The following is an 18,664-nucleotide window of genomic DNA, read 5'->3' as shown; positions in this document are numbered from 1 at the left end:
CGTACCTCGCAATGACGTGTTTTTTATGAAGTTGTGCTCATCCACCGATACAATATCCCTTTACTTTGCTGTAAGTGCATTTTTATTACTGTTGATAATACCATAAACAGTATCAACCGAGGTTGAAGATCTTAGGCCATCTGCAGGGGTATTGGTCACATAATCTAATAACTTCTCCAAAGTAGTAGTGGCCACATGCATTCGTGTATCTGACGATGCGTAGTAAATATAAACTGTACCATCCTCATCGGCTATCCAACCGTTGCAAAATACTACGTTGGAAACATCTCCCACGCGCTCCTCCCCTTCCGGAGCTAAAAAATAACCACCGGGCTTGTGTATCACGTTGGTAAGCTCTTTCAGATCGGTCATAAACATGTACAATACATAACGTAGTCCCGCAGCGGTATTGCGCACCCCATGTGCCAGGTGCAACCATCCTTTTTTGGTTTTAAGCGGCGCTGGCCCCTGGCCATTCTTGGCTTCGTAAACCGTGTGGTAGCTTTTATTATCGATGATAGCTTCGTGATCAACAGAGGCATGCTCCATGGTATCACACAAACCAAAACCTATGCCACCACCAGTACCAGCACTGATAAAACCATCCTGTGGGCGGGTATATAAGGCATATTTACCATCAACAAATTCTGGATGTAATACCACGTTGCGTTGTTGGGGTGAATTGGTTTTAAGATCGGGCAACCGTTCCCAGGTTACCATATCTTTGGTGCGCGCTATACCACAAGCCGCTATCGCCATCGACTGATCATGCGCCGACGCGGCAGGGTCGCGCCTTTCGGTACAAAACAAGCCATAGATCCAGCCATCCTGATGACGGGTGAGGCGCATATCATACACATTGGTATCGGGCTCATGTGTTTCTGGCAGATGTATGGGATAATCCCAAAAAGTAAAATTTTTGACACCATCGGCACTTTCGGCAACAGCGAAAAACGATTTGCGATCAGTTCCTTCTACCCGGGCCACTACCAGGTACCTGCCATTAAATTTGATAGCTCCAGCATTAAAAACCGCGTTGATACCAAACCGTTCCATTAAATAAGGGTTGGTTTTGGCATCCAGATCGTAGCGCCAGTTAAGCGGGATATGTGCCGCTGTAAGCACCGGATATTTATAGCGATTAAATATGCCGTTACCGGTCCCGGCTATTTCATTTGGCCTGGCTATCAGTTGTTGCTGTTCTTCCTGTAACCGGGTTAAACGGTACTCAAATTCCTGTTTCATATAGATAGACTTAGGCGCTGATATTCAATAATCTTTTAATTTATTCCACCATGTTTTTTTCAATATCAATACGATCACTGCCAGTAAGGCTATAGTTACCAGCAAAGGCAGTTTCTGATGTAGTATGAGGTACATGGGTAAAATGGTAAGGCACAGTTGCGCTATAGTGCCTATCACCACGTTGAGCATATTCAGTTTAAAGTTCTTGTTAGGTATAAACGCGGCATCATCTGCCATCACCAATTGTTTTACGGGCTCCCAAAATCCCCAGGGACGTACCGTGCTGTAAAATGATTTTAGCACGGCCATATCAGTAGGTTCCGTAGCGTACGAACCAATAATTGAACCCGCCAATGATAGCAGGAACAGCAGCGGGAACCAGTATAATAGTTCGTTGGATGGTATCAAAACAGAAAATATCATTGAGGATAACATCCCGGCCAGCATCCCATAAAAAAAGCCATTGGCGTTAAAACGCCACCAATGCCATTTTAAAACATTGGATACCACATAGCCGCCATAAAGGGCCGATACGATCCATTGCAGGGCACTATTTACGTCTTTTATAAAAAATCCCAGTATTACACCTATTGCTACCACAACTATGCCTACCAAATAATTCATGGTGATGATCTTTTTATTTGATGCTGTTGGATTTACATATTTGAGATAAATATCATTAACGATGTAAGCCTGCGCCGCGTTCATGGTACCACTAAATGTGCTCATAAAAGCACCCAGCAAACCAGCCAGCAGTAAACCCACCAGGCCAACAGGTAAAAAATTATTGATCACCGCGGGCAAAATCCGTTCAAAGTCGATAGCACCGGTAGCATCCTTCAGGTTCATTTCATGATAATACAGCAAACCCAACACGGTAAGGCTCACAATAAGCGTGTAACGGATGGGCAACAGGATGATATTTACAAAGCCGCTCATTTTACTGGCCTCCTCGGGCGAGCGGGTTGACAGGATCTTTTGCATGTCATAATTGGGTGCGGGTCCGGCAAGCGCGGCAAAGAAACCTTTAAAGGTCATCATCATAAAAAACAACCCGAACAGCGAATAGCCATCATCCTTTATCTTTTGATTAACCTCCGTAATAATACCCGACCAGCTTAAACCTAACTGCTTGCCAAAAAAGGGGCTGTACCAACCGTTGGGTACGTTCAAATGCTGCCCCATGAGTTTATGAGCAGCTATAAAACCTATCCAGATACAGGCTACGGTCATGATGCCGTATTTAATCATATCGCCCAGTACAATGCTGTGCATACCTCCTAAAATAGAGTAAAACATAGCAAACAAGGTGAACACAATACCATACACGTGCGGCACATATTGCGGCGCAACCCGGAAGGGTATATAAACCTTAACCAACTCCCAGGGGACAAATATTTCGATGAATTTGCCCAGCCCGATAAAGCCATAGGCCAAGAAACCAAAGCAACTAAGCAGCGCAAAAGCGATCACGATCAGGTGCGAACTCCCCACACCCATACCGGTTTTACCAAAGCGGGTAGCCAGCCATTCGGCGCCAGTAGCGGCATTTGACCTGCGCAACCAGCGCGACAGGTACATCATCAAAAACACCTGGTTAAATACCGGCCAAAGCCAGGGTATCCAGATGCTTTTCATCCCGTATACAAAACACAGGCTCACCATCCACATGGTTCCGCTAATGTCAAACATATCGGAGGCATCGCTTAAACCCAGTTTATACCAGGGTAGCGATTTACTGCCAAGCATGTAGCTTTCTTTATTCTCGCGTGCTTTTTTACGATACCATAAGCCAATGAATATGGTGCTGAGCAGGTATAAAACGATAATGAAAACATCCAAAAAGTGAAGCTTCATTGGCCCAAAAATGTAAAAAGTATAAAATGGATGTCTATTAAACTGGTTATCAAAAATAGTCTTATTCAGGATTAATTTATAATACTATTTTAACCTAATTTTTACCCGATTGCTAAAAGCCTAAATAAAAACACGATTGCCAGTGTAGGTTTCCCGGAACTCTTTGGGGATGCAGAGCTTCTTTCTCTTAAATATACGATTAAAATTCGAGATATTGTTGAAGCCACATTTATACGCGATCTCGGCTATGGTGTTGGTACTGTCGATAAGCATGCGGGAGGCGTGGCCTAGTCTGATCTCGTTAAGGCTGTCTATGAAGGTTTTACCGGTGCGTTTTTTGATAAACCTGCTAAACGACGCTTCGGGCATATTGGCTATTTTAGCTACTTCGGCCAGGGTTACTTGCTTGTGATAATTGAGGTTCATATGTTCAAATACCTTTTCAATACGGCGGCTGTTGTAATAGAGCTTTTCGTTGCTAAAGCTGGCGTCTGATACGGTGCGCATATTGCGCGATATGGAAAGATCATGCAGAACAGACATCAGCTCCAATACCGAATCAAACCCACTCTTTTGAGTCAGACCAATGATACGGCCTTTGAGCGCCTGTATAGTTTCGGGCGAAAACACGATACCCCGCTGCGAGCGCTCCAGCATGCTTTTTAAAAAGCTTAACTGATTGCGTTTCAGAAACTTTTCGTCAAAAAGATCCTTATGGAACTGGATGGTAATTTCGGTGATCTCCTCGCTCTGGCATTGATGCGTAAACCAGGCATGGTACAAATTCGGACCGATCAGCGCCAGTTCCAGGTCCTCAATAACTTCAATATTACCGCCCACTACCCGCCGGGCGCCTTTGGCATTAACAATCAGGTTTAGTTCATACTCGTCATGATAATGAAGCGGGAAATCGAACTTCTTCTTAACCCTCGAAAAAATAGTAAAACAGTCGCTCGGAGTTAGCGGCGTTATTTCGCGCATTACGTTATTGATCATCGCAATTGGGTATATAAAAATTGGCTTTGGTTTTAATACGAATTTAACATAAATATAGTATATATTTAGTTTATCCTAATCAAAAATCTTACCTTCTTGCCTCAAATGACACTTTTTAAAGCTTTATTTTAACACTTTTTAACATAAAATGAGGGCAAAACAGCCTGTAAAAGCTTAAATCCTGGCACAAAATCCCTCATTTTAACACTTTTTAACAAATTTTAACACGGTTTTAGCAAGGTTTAAAAAGTATAGCGAATCAGTATCCTAAAAAGAGGGGTGTCACCTTGAGCTCCGTCGAAGGGTTGAGCGCAGAGGCCGGCCCACCATGGTTCGACGGAGCTCACCATGACATCCCTGTTTGGATGAAGCCTTTTAATGAATTATTAATCTTGTTTGAGCCTAGTCCGGCAGGCTTCATTCATCGTCACCCCTGGATAATAAAAGTACGTCAATGAAATTTTACACTCCATCAACCATATTTTTCCGGGCGAATTATTCAATATAAATTATAACTGTTAGGTTTGCAGGCAATTGCGGTTTTAACTTTTTACCCAAACGGTCAGAAACTTAAACTCAATTTAATATGTTATTAAATTCCGCCTCCTTAACTTACAGGAGTGCGGGCTCATGACTTTTAATTTGGCTTATTAATTGTATAATGAATTCGAATTTATCAGGCAAAAACATGAAATTGCCATATTATATATAGGTTCAAACAATTGCCATAAGTTATTGTAGAGTAACCATAATTAATTTGTACAAATACCTACTATATCATATTTAATGGATACAGCAGAAAGCGCAACAACGGTTAAAAAGAATTCGAAGTTTAAGCAAAGCCTCATCAACTTTTTTACCGACCTGTATAAGATCAACCAGTTTATTTTACGTTTTTTCAGGGAGGCATTTGTACCCCCGTTTGAACTTAAAGAAATTGTACGGCAGTGTTTTGAAGTAGGTGTGCGTTCGTTTACGCTCATATCGGTAACCGGCTTTATTGTTGGGGTGATATTCACCAAGCAATCACGCCCTTCGCTATCGGAGTTTGGGGCGCAATCATGGCTGCCATCACTAGTATCTATTGCTATTATGCGGGCATTGGCGCCTTTGGTAACCGCGCTTATCGCATCAGGCAAGGTAGGTTCAAGTATTGGCGCCGAGCTGGGCTCTATGCGGGTAACCGAGCAAATTGACGCGATGGAAGTGTCGGGCACCAAACCTTTTAAGTTTTTGGTGTGTACACGCGTACTGGCTACCACCCTCACCATCCCTATCCTATCAACCTATACCGGCTTAATAGCCATACTGGGCGGCTATTTAAACGTAAGCCAGAACGAGGGCACCAGCTGGAGTGCCTTTATACAGCAGGTGTTTGAGCCTTTAACTTTTGTTGATTTTGTGGCATCGTTAATCAAATCAATCGTGTTTGGTTTTACTATAGGTATTGTGGGTTGCTACCAGGGCTATAATTCAACCAAAGGAACCGAAGGTGTTGGCAAAGCGGCCAACGGCGCGGTGGTTACGGCCATGTTCCTGGTATTTATTGAAGAAATTATTATTGTGCAGATAACCAGCTGGTTCCGTTAATATGAAAAAGACACAAACACAGGCAGATCATAGCAACCCGGTTATCAGCATCAGGGGACTTAAAAAGTCCTTTCAGGATTATGCCGTGCTCCGCGGTATCGACCTTGATCTTTACCAGGGCGAAAACCTGGTGGTGCTTGGTCGTTCGGGTACGGGTAAATCTGTATTGATCAAGATCATTTCAGGCCTGCTGAAACCTGACGCGGGCGAAATAACCGTACTGGGCCATAACATGGAGCAAATAACTGAAAAAGAACTGCAGGACCTGCGGGTGAGGATCGGCTTTTCGTTCCAGAACAGTGCCTTGTATGATAGCATGACGGTACGCAAAAACCTGGAGTTTCCACTGGTACGCAATCGCAAGGGCATCACCCGCGCCGAGATCAATACCGCGGTTGAAACGGTACTGGATGCCGTTGGCCTGTCGCAAACCATTAACCAGATGCCCTCCGAGCTCTCGGGTGGTCAGCGCAAGCGTATCGGTATTGCCCGAACGTTGATCCTGAACCCGGAGGTGATGTTGTATGATGAGCCCACAGCCGGGCTTGATCCGATAACCTGTATCGAGATCAACGATCTGATCAACGAAGTGCAGCAGCGTTACAATACCTCATCTATCATCATTACACATGATTTAACCTGCGCCAAACAAACCGGCGATAGGATTGCCATGCTGCTCGACGGACAGTTTCAGCGTACCGGTACTTTTGACGAAGTGTTTGATACCGATGACAGCCGGGTTAAACCATTTTTTGACTATAACTTTATTCACTAAGAACAGATATTATACCATTATCATGGATGCAACAGAAAATAGAAAAGCAATTACAGTAGGCATATTTTTAGCGCTTGGCCTTATCGTATTTATACTGGGGGTATTCACGCTTGGGGGCCAGCAAAAAAGCTTTGTAAAAAACATAAAAATAAGCTCCGTTTTTAGTGACGTGGCTGGCTTAAAAAAAGGCAATAACGTGTGGTTTTCCGGGGTTAAAGTAGGTACCATCAGCAATGTTAAATTCATCGGACCATCACAGGTACAGGTGTTTATGAACATTGATGAGGCCTCCCAACAATATATACACCGTAACGCGGGCGCCAAAGTAAGCTCAGATGGATTGATAGGCAACAAGATCATTGTGATTGACGGAGGCAGCCCACAAGCTCCTGAAATTCAGGACGGCGATGTGCTGCAGGCCGAAAAAATGCTATCCACCGATGATATGCTCAAAACCCTGCAAGACAATAACCAGAACCTGCTGGCCATTACCACCGATTTTAAAGTCCTGAGTCATAAAATACTGGAAGGCAAAGGCACCGTTGGCGCCTTAATGGCCGATAGCACCATGGCCATGCAACTGCGTGCCGCCATGCGTAATTTGCAGGCTGCCACACAAAGCGCTGCAACCATGGCCGTGCAGCTCAACAGTTTCAGCGCTAAAATGAATACCAAGGGTGGCTTTGCCGATAAACTACTCACCGACACCGCTACTTTTAACAAAATAAGCCAGTCGGTTGGTCAACTGCAAAAAGCAGCTGCTAATGCCTCCACACTTACAGATAACCTCACCAAGGCCAGCAATAAACTGAACACTACCGATAACGCTATTGGTGTATTGCTGAATGACCCTAAAGGTGCCGCGCAGGTACAAACTACCCTAAACTACCTGCAACAAAGCTCCGTTAAACTTAATGACGACCTGGAAGCGGTACAGCACAATTTCCTGCTGCGCGGCTTTTTCAAGAAGAAAGCAAAAGCTAAGGCCGATAGTTTAAAAGCTCAATAAGCATTTAACGTATGATGCAAACGGGATGTGTGGTATTGGGAATTATTGAGGCTTGTGCAGCCATATTGCTCATATTTTTGGCGTACCTCATTAAATACAAAAAACAGGTTGGGATCATTGCCGGCTATGACGAGAGGACATGCAAAGATAAAGACGGCCTGGCCAACTGGATAGGCGGCAGCTTAATGATCACCGGGCTACTATGTCTTTTATTGGCCGTAGCGGCTACCCTGATGCCCAACCACAACGACCCCATGATGATAGCCTTTGGCATTATTGTACTCTTGTGGGTTGTTATTGTCAATGTAGGCGGGCGGAAATATAAGGGGTAAGCTCTGCCTGCACATTCCATAAAAGTTTGTCATCCTGAGGTACGAAGGATCTATTCGGACACCGAGCGAAGAAGATGCTTCACTTCGTTCAGCATGACAAAGGGAAGGGATTGTCCGAGCATAAAAGTTTGTCATCCTGAGGAACGAAGGATCTTCTTCAACATGCCTTCTGTACAATAAGTGCTTTTTATTCTTCTGAAGAGCCCATAAATAAAGGCGGCCATACCATAATCTCCTTATTCAAAAAATTCCAATTTGGGTTTTCCTCCTCAATTAGCTTCGCTTTTTTATCCCTTGTCCAGCCTTTTATCTCTTTTTCACGCTCAATCGCGTGATCGATATACTGATGCCTTTCGAACCAGACTAAATAATAGCATTTATATTTTGATGTAAAACTTTCTTTTTGATCAATACCAAAATAATGTTCATACAAACGTTGATTCAAGTCATTAGTAACACCGGTGTACAATACCTTTTTACTGTAATTGGTAAGGATGTAAGTAAAAAAATTATACTGGCGCATGATCAAATCTATAAAGAATACAGGTATGTTGATATAAAAAGTTTGTCATCCTGAGGTACGAAGGATGTATCTATGCACTGGGCGAAGAAGATGCTTCACTCCGTTCAGCATGACAAGTAGGGTTGACCAAACATTAAAAGTTTGTCATCCTGAGGAACGAAGGATCTTCTTCAATACGCCTATCGCATAACAGGTGCTTCAACCGTTCAGCATGGCAAAATTATTTTATGCCACCGTATCCGGGTGCAGGATCTTTCCCGGGAATTCATCCAGGTTTTTATAATATATATTGGGATCTGTGCCGCTTTGTTCTATGGCCCATACCGCCATGGTGTATAAAATGGGCTTTAATCGCGAGCCGGCGACGGTAAGGCTGTAAGTTACATACGGTGGCACTATGGGCTTGGCTTCTCTCGATACCAGTCCATCGGCTTCCAGTTGTTTCAGGTGCTGGATCAGCACTTTTTCGGTAATGGCCGGGATGGCCTTCTTGAGCTCGCTGTACCGTTTGCTGCCCGATAACAGGTGGAACAAAATGATCGGTTTCCAGTATCCGCCTATCTTTTCCATTACGTAAGTCACCGGGCATTCTTTAAATGCTGTCTGCTTATTTTCCTGTATGGTTGAACTTTCTTTGATTGCTGTCATGGATACATACTTTAGGGTAAGTACTTGTATAAAAGTAAGTACTAAGATAGCTTTGCTGGTAATAAAAACAAAATATAAATTTATGAAAATCACCATCACAGGCTCATTGGGCAATATCAGCAAACCACTGGCAAAACAATTAATAAAAGCAGGCCACCAATTAACCATCATCAGCAGTAATGCCGAAAAAGTAGCAGCTATTGAGGCCTTAGGGGCAACAGCCGCCATCGGTCTGGTTACCGACGTCGACTTTTTGACCGAAGCTTTTACAGGCGCGGATGTGGTATATACTATGGTTCCACCCAATTTTGGGGCAAGCAATTATAGGGAATATGTGGGCAGTATCGGCAAAAATTACGCAAAGGCTATAGAGCAGGCAGGCGTATCGCGCGTAGTGAATTTAAGCAGTATCGGCGCGCATCTTAACGAGGGCACAGGTCCAATAGCAGGAAATCATGATGTTGAGCTGGAGCTAAACAAACTGAGTAACGTAGCTGTAAAACACTTGCGTGCACCATTTTTTTACGTAAACTTTTTGAGTAATATCGATATGATCAGGCATATGGGTATCCTGGGTTCCAATTATCCGGCTACGGCCAGGCTGATTATGGTTCACCCGGAGGATATCGCTGCCGTTGCCGCGGAAGAACTACAGCAGGAGTTTACCGGAAAAAGCGTGCGTTACCTGGTAAGCGACGACCGTACCCTGGGCCCGATAGCTACCGTTTTGGGTACCGCCATTGGCAAACCCGAATTGCCCTGGGTTGAATTTACCGATGAACAGGCTTTGAACGGTATGCTGCAAAACGGCTTGCCACCAGAAATTGCCCGCAACTTTGTGGAAATGGGTACAGCCATACGCTCTGGCATATTATGGGGCGACTATGATCAAAATCAACCCAAGGTAAAGGGCAGCATTAATCTGGAAGCCTTTGCAGAGGAGTTTGCGGATAGGTTTCAGCAGGCATAATTGACTCACCATCTCTATTCAACTATGTCATTGCGAGGAGGTACGACGAAGCAATCTCGTAGCTATTCTTACCGATAGGAACGCGAGGAGATTGCCACGCTCCGCTCGCAATGACATGTTTTTAAGAGAGAAAGTGAGGTCTAAATAATAGCTTTCACCCCTGGTATCTTCACCAGTAAATTACCTAAGGCAAACGACCCGATCACGGCCAGCGGCGCTACAAACAGCAATTTGATAGCTGGATCGGCATTCAGTGGTCTGAACAGCATGGCCAGGGATATTAGTACCAGCGGATGAAAGATATATACCGCAAATGTAGCTCTCGACATACTTTTCATGAACGCTGACTGCAAGTTCCATTTTTGCCTGGCAATGCCCAGCAAAGCCACGATAATAAAGATGCCGATAAACTGCTCCCAGCAGGCATACATTAATGATTGCCAGTGCCCATCGCCATTAAAGGTTTCTATGGGACTGTTGGTTGTTACTTTCACGTAGTAAATTATCGGGAACACCACTACGATCATGACGCCAACCATCCAGGCAAAGCCTTTGCCCATTTTATAACTGACTATATTAAGCCATTTCCCACGCGAGGCTACTATACCCAAAGCAAATAAGGCTATATACTGTACAAAGTGCCCCAGCTGAAAACCTACCGGTTTGAGTACCCAGCCAACCGGAAATACCGACCTGACGAGGTAGCTGCCCAAAGCCAGCGTAAGCGCGAATAAAACCACGGTGAGGACCGATGGCATTTTGCCTGATGATGAGGGTTTGCTTTTAAACAGCATCATGATACACACATACAGTAAACTGAACAGCAGCAAGGCCGCCACAAACCATAATACCCCAAAATCTATCCAGGGATGAAAACCGCCCAGGAATTGAATATAGGTGATATCATGACCCAGCGCAAAACGGTAAACCAGGAAGCTTAATACCGGCGACAGGATAAAAGAGTAAAATATAAGGGGGATACCCAATCGCTTTAACCTATCGGCAATAAAACGTGCCGCGCCTTTTTTATGGTAGGACGATTCGGTGAAATAAGCCGAGATAAAAAAGAAAAAGCCCATAAAAAATGACTGATTGGTCGCCACAAACAAAGTCATGGGTATCAACGCGGCGGTGTGTGTGGTTTTTTCGGCATAATACCAGCCTCCGGGAGCGCCATAGGTAATAAAAGTATGATGCAACACCACCAGAACGGTGAGCAGTACTTTTAGATTATCGATATATACAATTTTTTCGGTTTGTGTATTACTGCCAGCGGTAACGGGTGATACAACGGTTTGAACTTGCATTGGTGTAGGTTAAGGGATGTTTTATAATTTGATACCTCTAAAGGATGCTTTTTTTTCAAATTAGTTACACCGCTTTGCAATTATTTGATCAATTGCCCTGCATTGCGTTTATCTGGTGGGAGTGCGAGGTAGCTTTTATAGCTGGCGCTTAAATAATTAGTGAGGTTAAATTCACTGGCTGTATAAACCTTAACAGATGGGATGTAAAGCAAGATAAAGTTATCCAACTCAGGACCTGTGAGTGGTACATATTTGGCTATATTATCTGCTGTAAATACTCTGGCTATCTCATCACGGGTCTTTTCGTTCTCTAAAAATTCAGCCTGTTTCTTTTTATCCTTTTCGTCTTTGTTCCAGTAATGCAAGCGGAGTATTACGCCACCCTTGGGATCTCCTTTGGGATTACCGGGACTGGGGGCATTACGCTGATAGATCATGGTTTGCCCATGAAATTCAGGATCGACATAACCACTTGCGGGCTTTTTGATCTCCACATTGGTTACCTTAACTTCTTTCAGTTCGTTTTGCTTGGCGGTTACAAACACGTCTCTTCCGCGCAGATCGGTTACCAGAACGGTATCTGGAAGATAGAAAGCACTTTTAAACAGGAGCAGGTCGCCAGGTTTTGCCGGGATGCTGAATTTACCGGCTTTATCGGTTGCAGTAACTCTACCATTAGTTGAATTTTCAACCCGCAGACCAGAGACTACGGTATGCGACTTGATTTCATAAACAGTACCTTTCTGCACACCCTGCCCATAGGCCAGTGCCGAAATAAAACAGGCGATCAAAATAAGCAGAAGCTGACGAGGCATGGAATAAAATTAAGCCAAAAAATCAAAACACAAATTTACAGATAAACTTTTTAACTTAATTTAACATATTGAGAATGGTGAGTGGTGAGTTTTGTCTGAACCTTGATTTTTAGGATTAAGGGATTAGCTTGATTTTCACTAAATTATCGGCCATTTTTACTCACCACTCACCACTCACCACTCACCACTCACCACTCACCACTCACCACTACTCTACTACTCTACACTTTTTCCCTCCTCATTTGCTTTCTGTAATTTTTTGAGCATTTCGGTGCCTATCAGGGCATCTATCATACCGTTACCGCCGCCGTCTTTACCGCTCACCAATATTTCAGGTACCAGTTTAATACCGTTGCTGGCCAAAGCTTCGGCTACACGCACAATGGCGTATTGTTCGGTACCCATGGCTTCGGTTTTTTGTTTGGTAACCTCGGCTTCGGCCAAACCTATGGCTTTGATCTTGGTACTTTCAGCAATACCATTCACCTCAGTGGCGTTAGCGTCGGCTTTGGCGTTCACTGTTTTAGCTTCGGCATCGGCTTTGGCTATGGTGATCCTTACTTCGGCATCAGCTTTAGCGTTAATGGTTTTGGCCTCGGCCTCACCATGTGACGCGGCAACTTTTGAAGCGGCCATCTGGGTGTTGATCTCAACCTGGCGGGTTGATTTTACCACCTCTGGCTGCATATCGGCACCGGCACGGGCGCTTTCAAATTCCTTACGTTCAATTTGCGCGTGGCGTTGTATCTCGTAAGTAACCTTTTCCTCTTCGGCCAGTTTACGGTCGGTGAGGGTTTTCATCAGGGCGGCTGGTGGCACGATGTCACCTATCAGGGTATCCACACCGATCACGTTATAGGTGGTTAATACAGCACCGATATGGTCGCGGGCATCACTTTGCCTTTGGATACGGTTAGCCAAAAAGCCGATCACATCACTCTTTTGTGCCGAGTTACGGAAATAGTTGGCGATGGTAGGTTCCAATACCTGCGATACCAGGTTTTTCATCTTACCAAAACGGGCTATTACCTTTGGTGCTTCGTTACGTGGCACGTGGATGATCTGTGACACATCCAGGTTGAATGTAAAACCATCTGATGATCTTACCGTAATAGTACACAGGTTTTTATCCAGTTCATGCGCTTCTGTGCGGCTATCGGCCCAATTCAGCACAATGTTGGTCGTTGGCACAATTTCAACCGCATGGGTATAGATGTTGATAGGGTGTTTACCCGGATCAAGCGGATCTTCCCAAACACCTTTCTGCCCTACGTGAACAATATTACCGTGTTTAAAGGCATCACCACTGGTATCCTTACCTTCGGGGCCCACAAAGGAGTTCACCACACCTACATAACCGATAGGTATATAGGTCATATCCACCTGCTCCACAATCACAAACCAGGGGTTCAGGTAATAGGTACCGGCCAGTATCACATCCTCCTGCAAACCTTTACGACCACCGGCGTTAATGAACGCGATAGGGTCCTGGTAGTTTTTATGCCCCGATACCGACTCACCGGCGATCTCGCCTTTGTCCAGCGGTTCACCATCCAACGTGGTTACGATACCTACTTTGTTTTCATGGATCTGGGTAATAGGCACCATCTCAATCTCAAACAAAAAAGTATTGATACGGTAACTACCCGGCGTAAGGAAAGCAGCTTGCGGACCTTTCTGACCATTATTGTCCAAAAAGGCAATAGCATCCTGAAATTTGTCGCAGTCAACCGGTTTACCCAGCACACGGCCGGTATCCAACGATGCACCGTCTTTTGCCTTTACCAGCCCAAGCTTGTTTTGCTCAATAACGGTAAACGCCTCCATGGTAATACCGTACTGCCATGGCCATAAGCCCCAGTACAAACCCGGCGCAAGCGCTTTGGCCTGCATACCGGCTTCGCCATGAATAGCAATGATCCGACCATCGGGCAAACGCGATTTGCCGGACAAGGTGAACTTTTTGACCACCAGGCCAATACGGCTATCCGGCACGATCACCATACCGAAAAACACGCGCAAAACAAATTTGTACATCACAAAAATCAGGATGACAGGCACAGCCCACCAAAGCATAACAATTAGATTGTTGTTCATTTTTTTTAAGATTTAATTTTTTGATTTTTTAACGGAACCCTTAAGGTGCGGGCCCTCACAATTACTTATAGCTTAAACTGGATTGGAGTACCTTGGCTATATAGTGTCATTAAGACAGTTGCAATTACAGGATGTTACAACTTTTTTTAAAATTATTTTTGACCGTTGATTTTTTTGATTTCGTTGATTGCGTTGAGACATGATTTACTGGATTAAGGGTTATAGGATTTTTACCTAAGTTGTTATTTTCCGGTAACAATTCATAATAAATAATTGTAAACAATTCGGTTAGCCGGGAGTTAAAACAATAGTATCTCATTTAATCTCCACGATCATGAATACTTCAGCATCAAAAAAAAGTACCGGCAAAAAAACTACTAGGACTAACACAACAAAGGAATTACAAACGGACTTGCCACTTAGCGAAAAGGACGAAGTAAAAAAAGCTGAGGAACGGACAAACAAGCATCAGAAACATAAACCTTGATTTTATACTTTAACCGTAATTGCATAGCTTAGATAAAACTAATGTGATCATGAAATTTTACGGCTTTATATTATTTGCACTGGTGTTAGGTTTTATGGCATCATGCAAACCCGCAGTTACCACCAAGGCGCTTATCGGCAAATGGAAATATGTTAAAATAGAGCACTCCAATGCCAGTCCGCCGGATACCATGAAAAAGGCCGAGCTGGATGAGGTTGTCCCTTACATACAATTTACTCCGGAGATGAAATACCTGATTGTTTGGGGCGGTAAATTCCTGTCGCACGGCACATTCACGCTTAACGGCAGCAATATGAATGTAAAAGAAGTACTGCCCGACGGCAAAACCCGCGATTTTGTTTTCTACGTATCGGAATTGACGGATGATAAGATCGTTTTTGAAAGCACCGGACCAGAAGGTTCAAAGGTTACGGCGCTGAGGGCGAGTAAGTTTTAGTATGTGCAGATAGGTCATGCCGAACTTGTTTCGGCATCCCACCTGCTTGGTGTTCAGCATGATTCCTACTTGTCCTGAGGGATCCTGAAACAAGTTCAGGATGACAGGTAGTCCCAAAAATCCTTACTCCAAAAATCTTTTATCCAATAAGGTGATATATCTGTTATAATTTACACATCGTAATAAACAGTAAACAATGGATGCAGTTAATTTAGAAGAGCAGGTTGCAGAACGGCAGCAGCTTTTCATCACATTATACCAGAAAGTTTTCCCGGCGGTGGCCCGGTATGTGAGCAAATGCGGCGGATCATTTGACGAAGCCAAAGATGTTTTCCAGGATGCCCTGCTCAGCTATTACGAAAAAAGCAGATCGACCGATGCTGATATCAAGAGCAGCGAAGGGGCCTACATTTATGGTACCGCCCGCTATCTGTGGATCAAACGGTACAAGGAAGGCCAGCAAACTACCCAGTTGGACGACAGCGCAGTCGCAGGTCTGGCTCTTGAAACCACCGTCCCACTCGCCGAAGATAAATTATTGCATTTTTTAGAAACTGCGGGCAAACGTTGTATGGAGCTGCTTCGCTCCTTTTATTACGATCAGTTACCGATGACCAAAGTGGCGCAGCTGTTCGGCTTTTCCGGGGTGCGCTCGGCAACTGTGCAAAAATATAAGTGCATTGAAAAAGTAAGGGAATCCGTTAAACAAAAAGCATTAACCTATGAGGACTTCCTTGAATAATATAGCACAAACCGAAGCCTATCTGCTTAAAAGAGCAAACCCAGCTAACGCGCTGTTATTCGAGGCCAAGACCTTGCTTGATCAGGAGTTACAAACCCGTGTTTCACAACAACAGCAGGTATATACCCTGGTGCAACAATATGGCCGCAAGCAGGTAAAGGCCGAGATAGAAGCCGTTCATCAGCAATTATTTAACCAGCCCGAACATCTGAGTTTCAGGCAAAAAATAGCACGCCTATTTAGATAAGAATCAAGAGCCAAGAATCAAGAGTTAAGACAAAAAATAATCACAATTTAAAACATCCTGAAAGTCAGCATATTAAACAAAAATTAGGTTCCCCATTTTTGTCTTGATTCTTGACTCTTGATTCTTGCCTCCCCTCTAAAAAAACACAAAAAATTATGAATATCGATAAACAGGAATTCCGCAAATATGCGGTCATGCACCATGCTATTGCCGGTACCCGGGTAGATAGTTTTATTTCGAAGGTTGAAAAAAGCGCCCTTCCCACAGCCATGACACCCTACATTACCGAAGAACGCGAAATGCGCGTAGCCCAGATGGACGTATTTTCGCGCTTGATGATGGACAGGATCATCTTCCTGGGCGAAGCCGTTGACGACCATGTGGCCAACATCATCCAGGCCCAGCTGCTCTTTCTGCAGTCAACCGATACCAAAAATGATATACAGATGTATATCAACTCGCCGGGCGGATCGGTTTATGCCGGTTTGGGTATTTATGATACCATGCATTTTATAGGACCCGACGTAGCTACCATTTGTACCGGCATGGCCCTCTCCATGGGATCGGTATTGTTATGTGCCGGTGCTGCCGGTAAGCGTGCCGCACTCAAACACTCCCGCATCATGTTGCACCAGCCATCGGGCGGGGCGCAGGGCATGGCATCAGACATCGAAATAGCCTCCGTCCAGATCAAAAAAATGAAACAGGAATTGTATGAGATCATCGCCCAACACAGCGGCCAGCCTTACCAAAAGGTTTATGATGTATCTGATCGTGATTACTGGATGATAGCCAGCGAAGCCAAAGAGTTTGGCATTATTGACGAGGTATTGGGGTAGGACCTCACCCTGCCCTCTCCAAAGGAGAGGGTTCTGAAATAGCCTTCAAAATATGGCCGATACCCTTTTTAGCGCAAGTCTTGTGCGGCTGTTGGTGGGTTGATGACTTGTGCTTGTTCGTCGGGTTTTGAAGTCACAAGTCAGCACTTTTTTTAGCGCAAGTCTTGTGCGGCTGTTAGTGGGTTGATGACTTGTGCTTGTTCGTCGGGTTTTGAAGTGCGCAAGTGGGTCCAATAGTCCTTAAGTCTTTTATCTTTTGTCCAAAAAATCCTCGTTTTAGCGCAAGTCTTATACCCAATATGTCATTGCGAGCGATAGCGTGGCAATCTCTTCACGTTCTCACAGATAAGAATAGTTACGAGATTGCTTCGTCGTTCCTTACAGCAATGACGTGTTGGATAAAACGGTCCTTAATGCGCTATCACACCCGCATCCGCCGATGCCTCAACTTTATGCTTAATAAACCGCTTGCCTATTAATAAAGTGAGCAGCGCCACCACAGCTGATGTCGCCATAACTCCTGCCATAGGCAAGGGACTGTGACTTTTGATCAGGGTAATACCTACCGATGCCAGCGAACCTATCCCCATTTGAAATGCACCCAAAAGTGCCGATGCTGATCCCGCGTTTTTGGTGAATGGCGCCAGCGATAAAGCCGCTGTGTTAGGGTAACTGATACCCACACCGCACAATACGCCAAATATCATGGCAATGGTGCCGCCAATATCAAACCAGTTATTAAACGACCCTATTAAAAACACCGCCGAAATAAACACCATCCAGATCAGCGAGGCGTTGACCAGCTGCTCGCTTTTGTACCTTTTCATCAGGATACTGTTCACCTGGCTCGAGCCGATGAACCCAACAGAAAGGCCGGCGAAGACCCACCCGAAACTTTTCTGACTCACTTTAAACACATCAATAAATACAATGGGCGACGAAGATACATAAGCAAACAAACCCGCGAACGCGAATGCGCCGCAAAGTGAATAAGTTAAAAATTGCTTATTTTTTAGTACCTGCAAAAAGTTGCCAATGATAGGTCCGGGTTTTAAAGAGTACGAAGGATCGGGCTGGTAGCTTTCGGGCAGTAAAAATATAACGGCCAACAATATTAGCACCGCAATAATGGTTAATATTAAAAATATCACCTGCCATTCAAACGCCGCGGTAATATAACTGCCAATAGTTGGCGCCAGCATGGGCGAAGCGCCCAGCACCAGTATCAGCAACGAAAATACTTTAGCGTTCTCTTCAACCGGGAAAAGATCACGCACCATGGCCATAGCCGCCACAGTAGCCGCGCAACTGCCTATCGCCTGGAAAAATCGCATCGCGATCAGCATCTCCAATGAATTGGAAAAGAAACAGCCGATGGAGGCAACGATATAAAGGCCCAATCCAAAATATAAAGGCCGTTTACGACCATACCTGTCCAGCAAAGGACCATACAGCAATTGCCCTACAGATATACCTATAAAATAGCTCGACAGGGACAGCGCCACTTTATCGGTAGTGGTATGTAAATATTTGGCGATGGCTGTAAAGCCAGGCAGGTACATATCTATAGAAAACGGGCCCAATGCGGTTAATGAACCCAGAATAAGTATCAGTAATACGTAACGTTTTTTTGTCATATGATTTTTGGCAGATGGTCAGTTTGACCAGGGTAAACAGAATAAATACAGGATATTACCGGCTAGGTACAGAAGGATCTTTTACTACGAA

At 44.4% G+C, this 18,664-nt stretch carries 19 protein-coding genes; 10 read left to right on the top strand and 9 right to left on the bottom strand.

Annotation, left to right across the window (positions count from 1 at the left end):
- Window positions 1-60: 60 nt before the first annotated feature.
- The 3 genes from BLR84_RS03010 to BLR84_RS03000 all read right to left on the bottom strand — a co-directional run bounded on the left by BLR84_RS03010 (window position 61) and on the right by BLR84_RS03000 (window position 4,098).
- A complete protein-coding gene (locus BLR84_RS03010; protein WP_090464108.1) occupies window positions 61-1,245 on the bottom strand; it encodes a glycoside hydrolase family 130 protein in 1,185 nt (394 codons plus the stop codon).
- A gap of 24 nt (window positions 1,246-1,269) precedes the next feature.
- On the bottom strand, window positions 1,270-3,102 hold the full coding sequence (locus BLR84_RS03005) for a sodium:solute symporter family protein (protein WP_090464105.1): 1,833 nt from the start codon (window positions 3,100-3,102) through the stop codon (window positions 1,270-1,272).
- Between the two features lie 120 nt (window positions 3,103-3,222).
- A complete protein-coding gene (locus BLR84_RS03000) occupies window positions 3,223-4,098 on the bottom strand; it encodes an AraC family transcriptional regulator (RefSeq protein WP_090464102.1) in 876 nt (291 codons plus the stop codon).
- Window positions 4,099-4,884: 786 nt separating this feature from the next.
- On the opposite strand from BLR84_RS03000, the gene BLR84_RS02995 reads away from it, so the two are divergent.
- The 4 genes from BLR84_RS02995 to BLR84_RS02980 are packed head-to-tail and all read left to right on the top strand — an operon-like array spanning window position 4,885 to window position 7,804.
- On the top strand, window positions 4,885-5,688 hold the full coding sequence (locus BLR84_RS02995; protein ID WP_090464100.1) for an MlaE family ABC transporter permease: 804 nt from the start codon (window positions 4,885-4,887) through the stop codon (window positions 5,686-5,688).
- 1 nt (window position 5,689) lies between these two features.
- Window positions 5,690-6,463: an ABC transporter ATP-binding protein gene (locus BLR84_RS02990; protein WP_090464098.1), complete on the top strand. Its 774-nt coding sequence runs from the start codon at window positions 5,690-5,692 to the stop codon at window positions 6,461-6,463.
- 22 nt (window positions 6,464-6,485) lie between these two features.
- Complete coding sequence (locus BLR84_RS02985; RefSeq protein ID WP_090465766.1) at window positions 6,486-7,472, top strand: MlaD family protein; 987 nt, start codon at window positions 6,486-6,488, stop codon at window positions 7,470-7,472.
- 11 nt (window positions 7,473-7,483) lie between these two features.
- The gene (locus BLR84_RS02980; protein ID WP_090464095.1) at window positions 7,484-7,804 is read left to right on the top strand and encodes a DUF3784 domain-containing protein; all 321 of its coding nucleotides are present in this window, start codon (window positions 7,484-7,486) and stop codon (window positions 7,802-7,804) included.
- A gap of 187 nt (window positions 7,805-7,991) precedes the next feature.
- On the opposite strand, the gene BLR84_RS02975 is transcribed toward BLR84_RS02980, so the two are convergent.
- Both BLR84_RS02975 and BLR84_RS02970 read right to left on the bottom strand, forming a co-directional pair.
- Window positions 7,992-8,327 (bottom strand): GIY-YIG nuclease family protein, encoded by a 336-nt coding sequence (locus BLR84_RS02975; protein WP_090464092.1) that lies wholly within the window; start codon window positions 8,325-8,327, stop codon window positions 7,992-7,994.
- 225 nt (window positions 8,328-8,552) lie between these two features.
- The gene (locus BLR84_RS02970) at window positions 8,553-8,975 is read right to left on the bottom strand and encodes a winged helix-turn-helix transcriptional regulator (RefSeq protein ID WP_090465761.1); all 423 of its coding nucleotides are present in this window, start codon (window positions 8,973-8,975) and stop codon (window positions 8,553-8,555) included.
- Between the two features lie 82 nt (window positions 8,976-9,057).
- On the opposite strand from BLR84_RS02970, the gene BLR84_RS02965 reads away from it, so the two are divergent.
- Window positions 9,058-9,945: an NAD(P)H-binding protein gene (locus BLR84_RS02965; RefSeq protein ID WP_090464089.1), complete on the top strand. Its 888-nt coding sequence runs from the start codon at window positions 9,058-9,060 to the stop codon at window positions 9,943-9,945.
- A gap of 140 nt (window positions 9,946-10,085) precedes the next feature.
- Here the strand turns inward: BLR84_RS02965 and BLR84_RS02960 are convergent, their stop codons facing one another.
- From BLR84_RS02960 to BLR84_RS02950, 3 genes are all read right to left on the bottom strand, one after another.
- The gene (locus BLR84_RS02960; RefSeq protein WP_090464086.1) at window positions 10,086-11,252 is read right to left on the bottom strand and encodes an acyltransferase family protein; all 1,167 of its coding nucleotides are present in this window, start codon (window positions 11,250-11,252) and stop codon (window positions 10,086-10,088) included.
- Between the two features lie 80 nt (window positions 11,253-11,332).
- Complete coding sequence (locus BLR84_RS02955) at window positions 11,333-12,067, bottom strand: hypothetical protein (protein ID WP_090464082.1); 735 nt, start codon at window positions 12,065-12,067, stop codon at window positions 11,333-11,335.
- A gap of 216 nt (window positions 12,068-12,283) precedes the next feature.
- A complete protein-coding gene (locus BLR84_RS02950) occupies window positions 12,284-14,164 on the bottom strand; it encodes an SPFH domain-containing protein (RefSeq protein ID WP_090464079.1) in 1,881 nt (626 codons plus the stop codon).
- A gap of 334 nt (window positions 14,165-14,498) precedes the next feature.
- On the opposite strand from BLR84_RS02950, the gene BLR84_RS29910 reads away from it, so the two are divergent.
- From BLR84_RS29910 to BLR84_RS02925, 5 genes are all read left to right on the top strand, one after another.
- Window positions 14,499-14,651, top strand: a complete 153-nt coding sequence (locus BLR84_RS29910) for a hypothetical protein (RefSeq protein ID WP_176851930.1) — start codon at window positions 14,499-14,501, stop codon at window positions 14,649-14,651.
- A gap of 49 nt (window positions 14,652-14,700) precedes the next feature.
- Window positions 14,701-15,108: a lipocalin family protein gene (locus tag BLR84_RS02940; protein ID WP_090464074.1), complete on the top strand. Its 408-nt coding sequence runs from the start codon at window positions 14,701-14,703 to the stop codon at window positions 15,106-15,108.
- Between the two features lie 196 nt (window positions 15,109-15,304).
- Window positions 15,305-15,850, top strand: coding sequence for an RNA polymerase sigma factor (locus BLR84_RS02935; protein ID WP_090464072.1), 546 nt, complete (start codon window positions 15,305-15,307; stop codon window positions 15,848-15,850).
- On the top strand, window positions 15,831-16,097 hold the full coding sequence (locus tag BLR84_RS02930) for a hypothetical protein (protein WP_143013815.1): 267 nt from the start codon (window positions 15,831-15,833) through the stop codon (window positions 16,095-16,097). The genes BLR84_RS02935 and BLR84_RS02930 overlap by 20 nt, the downstream gene beginning before the upstream one ends.
- Before the next feature lie 155 nt (window positions 16,098-16,252).
- Window positions 16,253-16,936, top strand: a complete 684-nt coding sequence (locus BLR84_RS02925) for an ATP-dependent Clp protease proteolytic subunit (protein ID WP_090464065.1) — start codon at window positions 16,253-16,255, stop codon at window positions 16,934-16,936.
- 410 nt (window positions 16,937-17,346) lie between these two features.
- On the opposite strand, the gene BLR84_RS02920 is transcribed toward BLR84_RS02925, so the two are convergent.
- A complete protein-coding gene (locus BLR84_RS02920; RefSeq protein ID WP_090464062.1) occupies window positions 17,347-18,573 on the bottom strand; it encodes a multidrug effflux MFS transporter in 1,227 nt (408 codons plus the stop codon).
- Window positions 18,574-18,664: the final 91 nt, after the last annotated feature.

It is taken from the genome of Mucilaginibacter sp. OK268 (genome assembly GCF_900103125.1).
Taxonomy (GTDB): domain Bacteria; phylum Bacteroidota; class Bacteroidia; order Sphingobacteriales; family Sphingobacteriaceae; genus Mucilaginibacter.
Note: the sequence above shows the minus strand (reverse complement) of the source record. Positions and strands in the feature narration are given on the sequence as shown.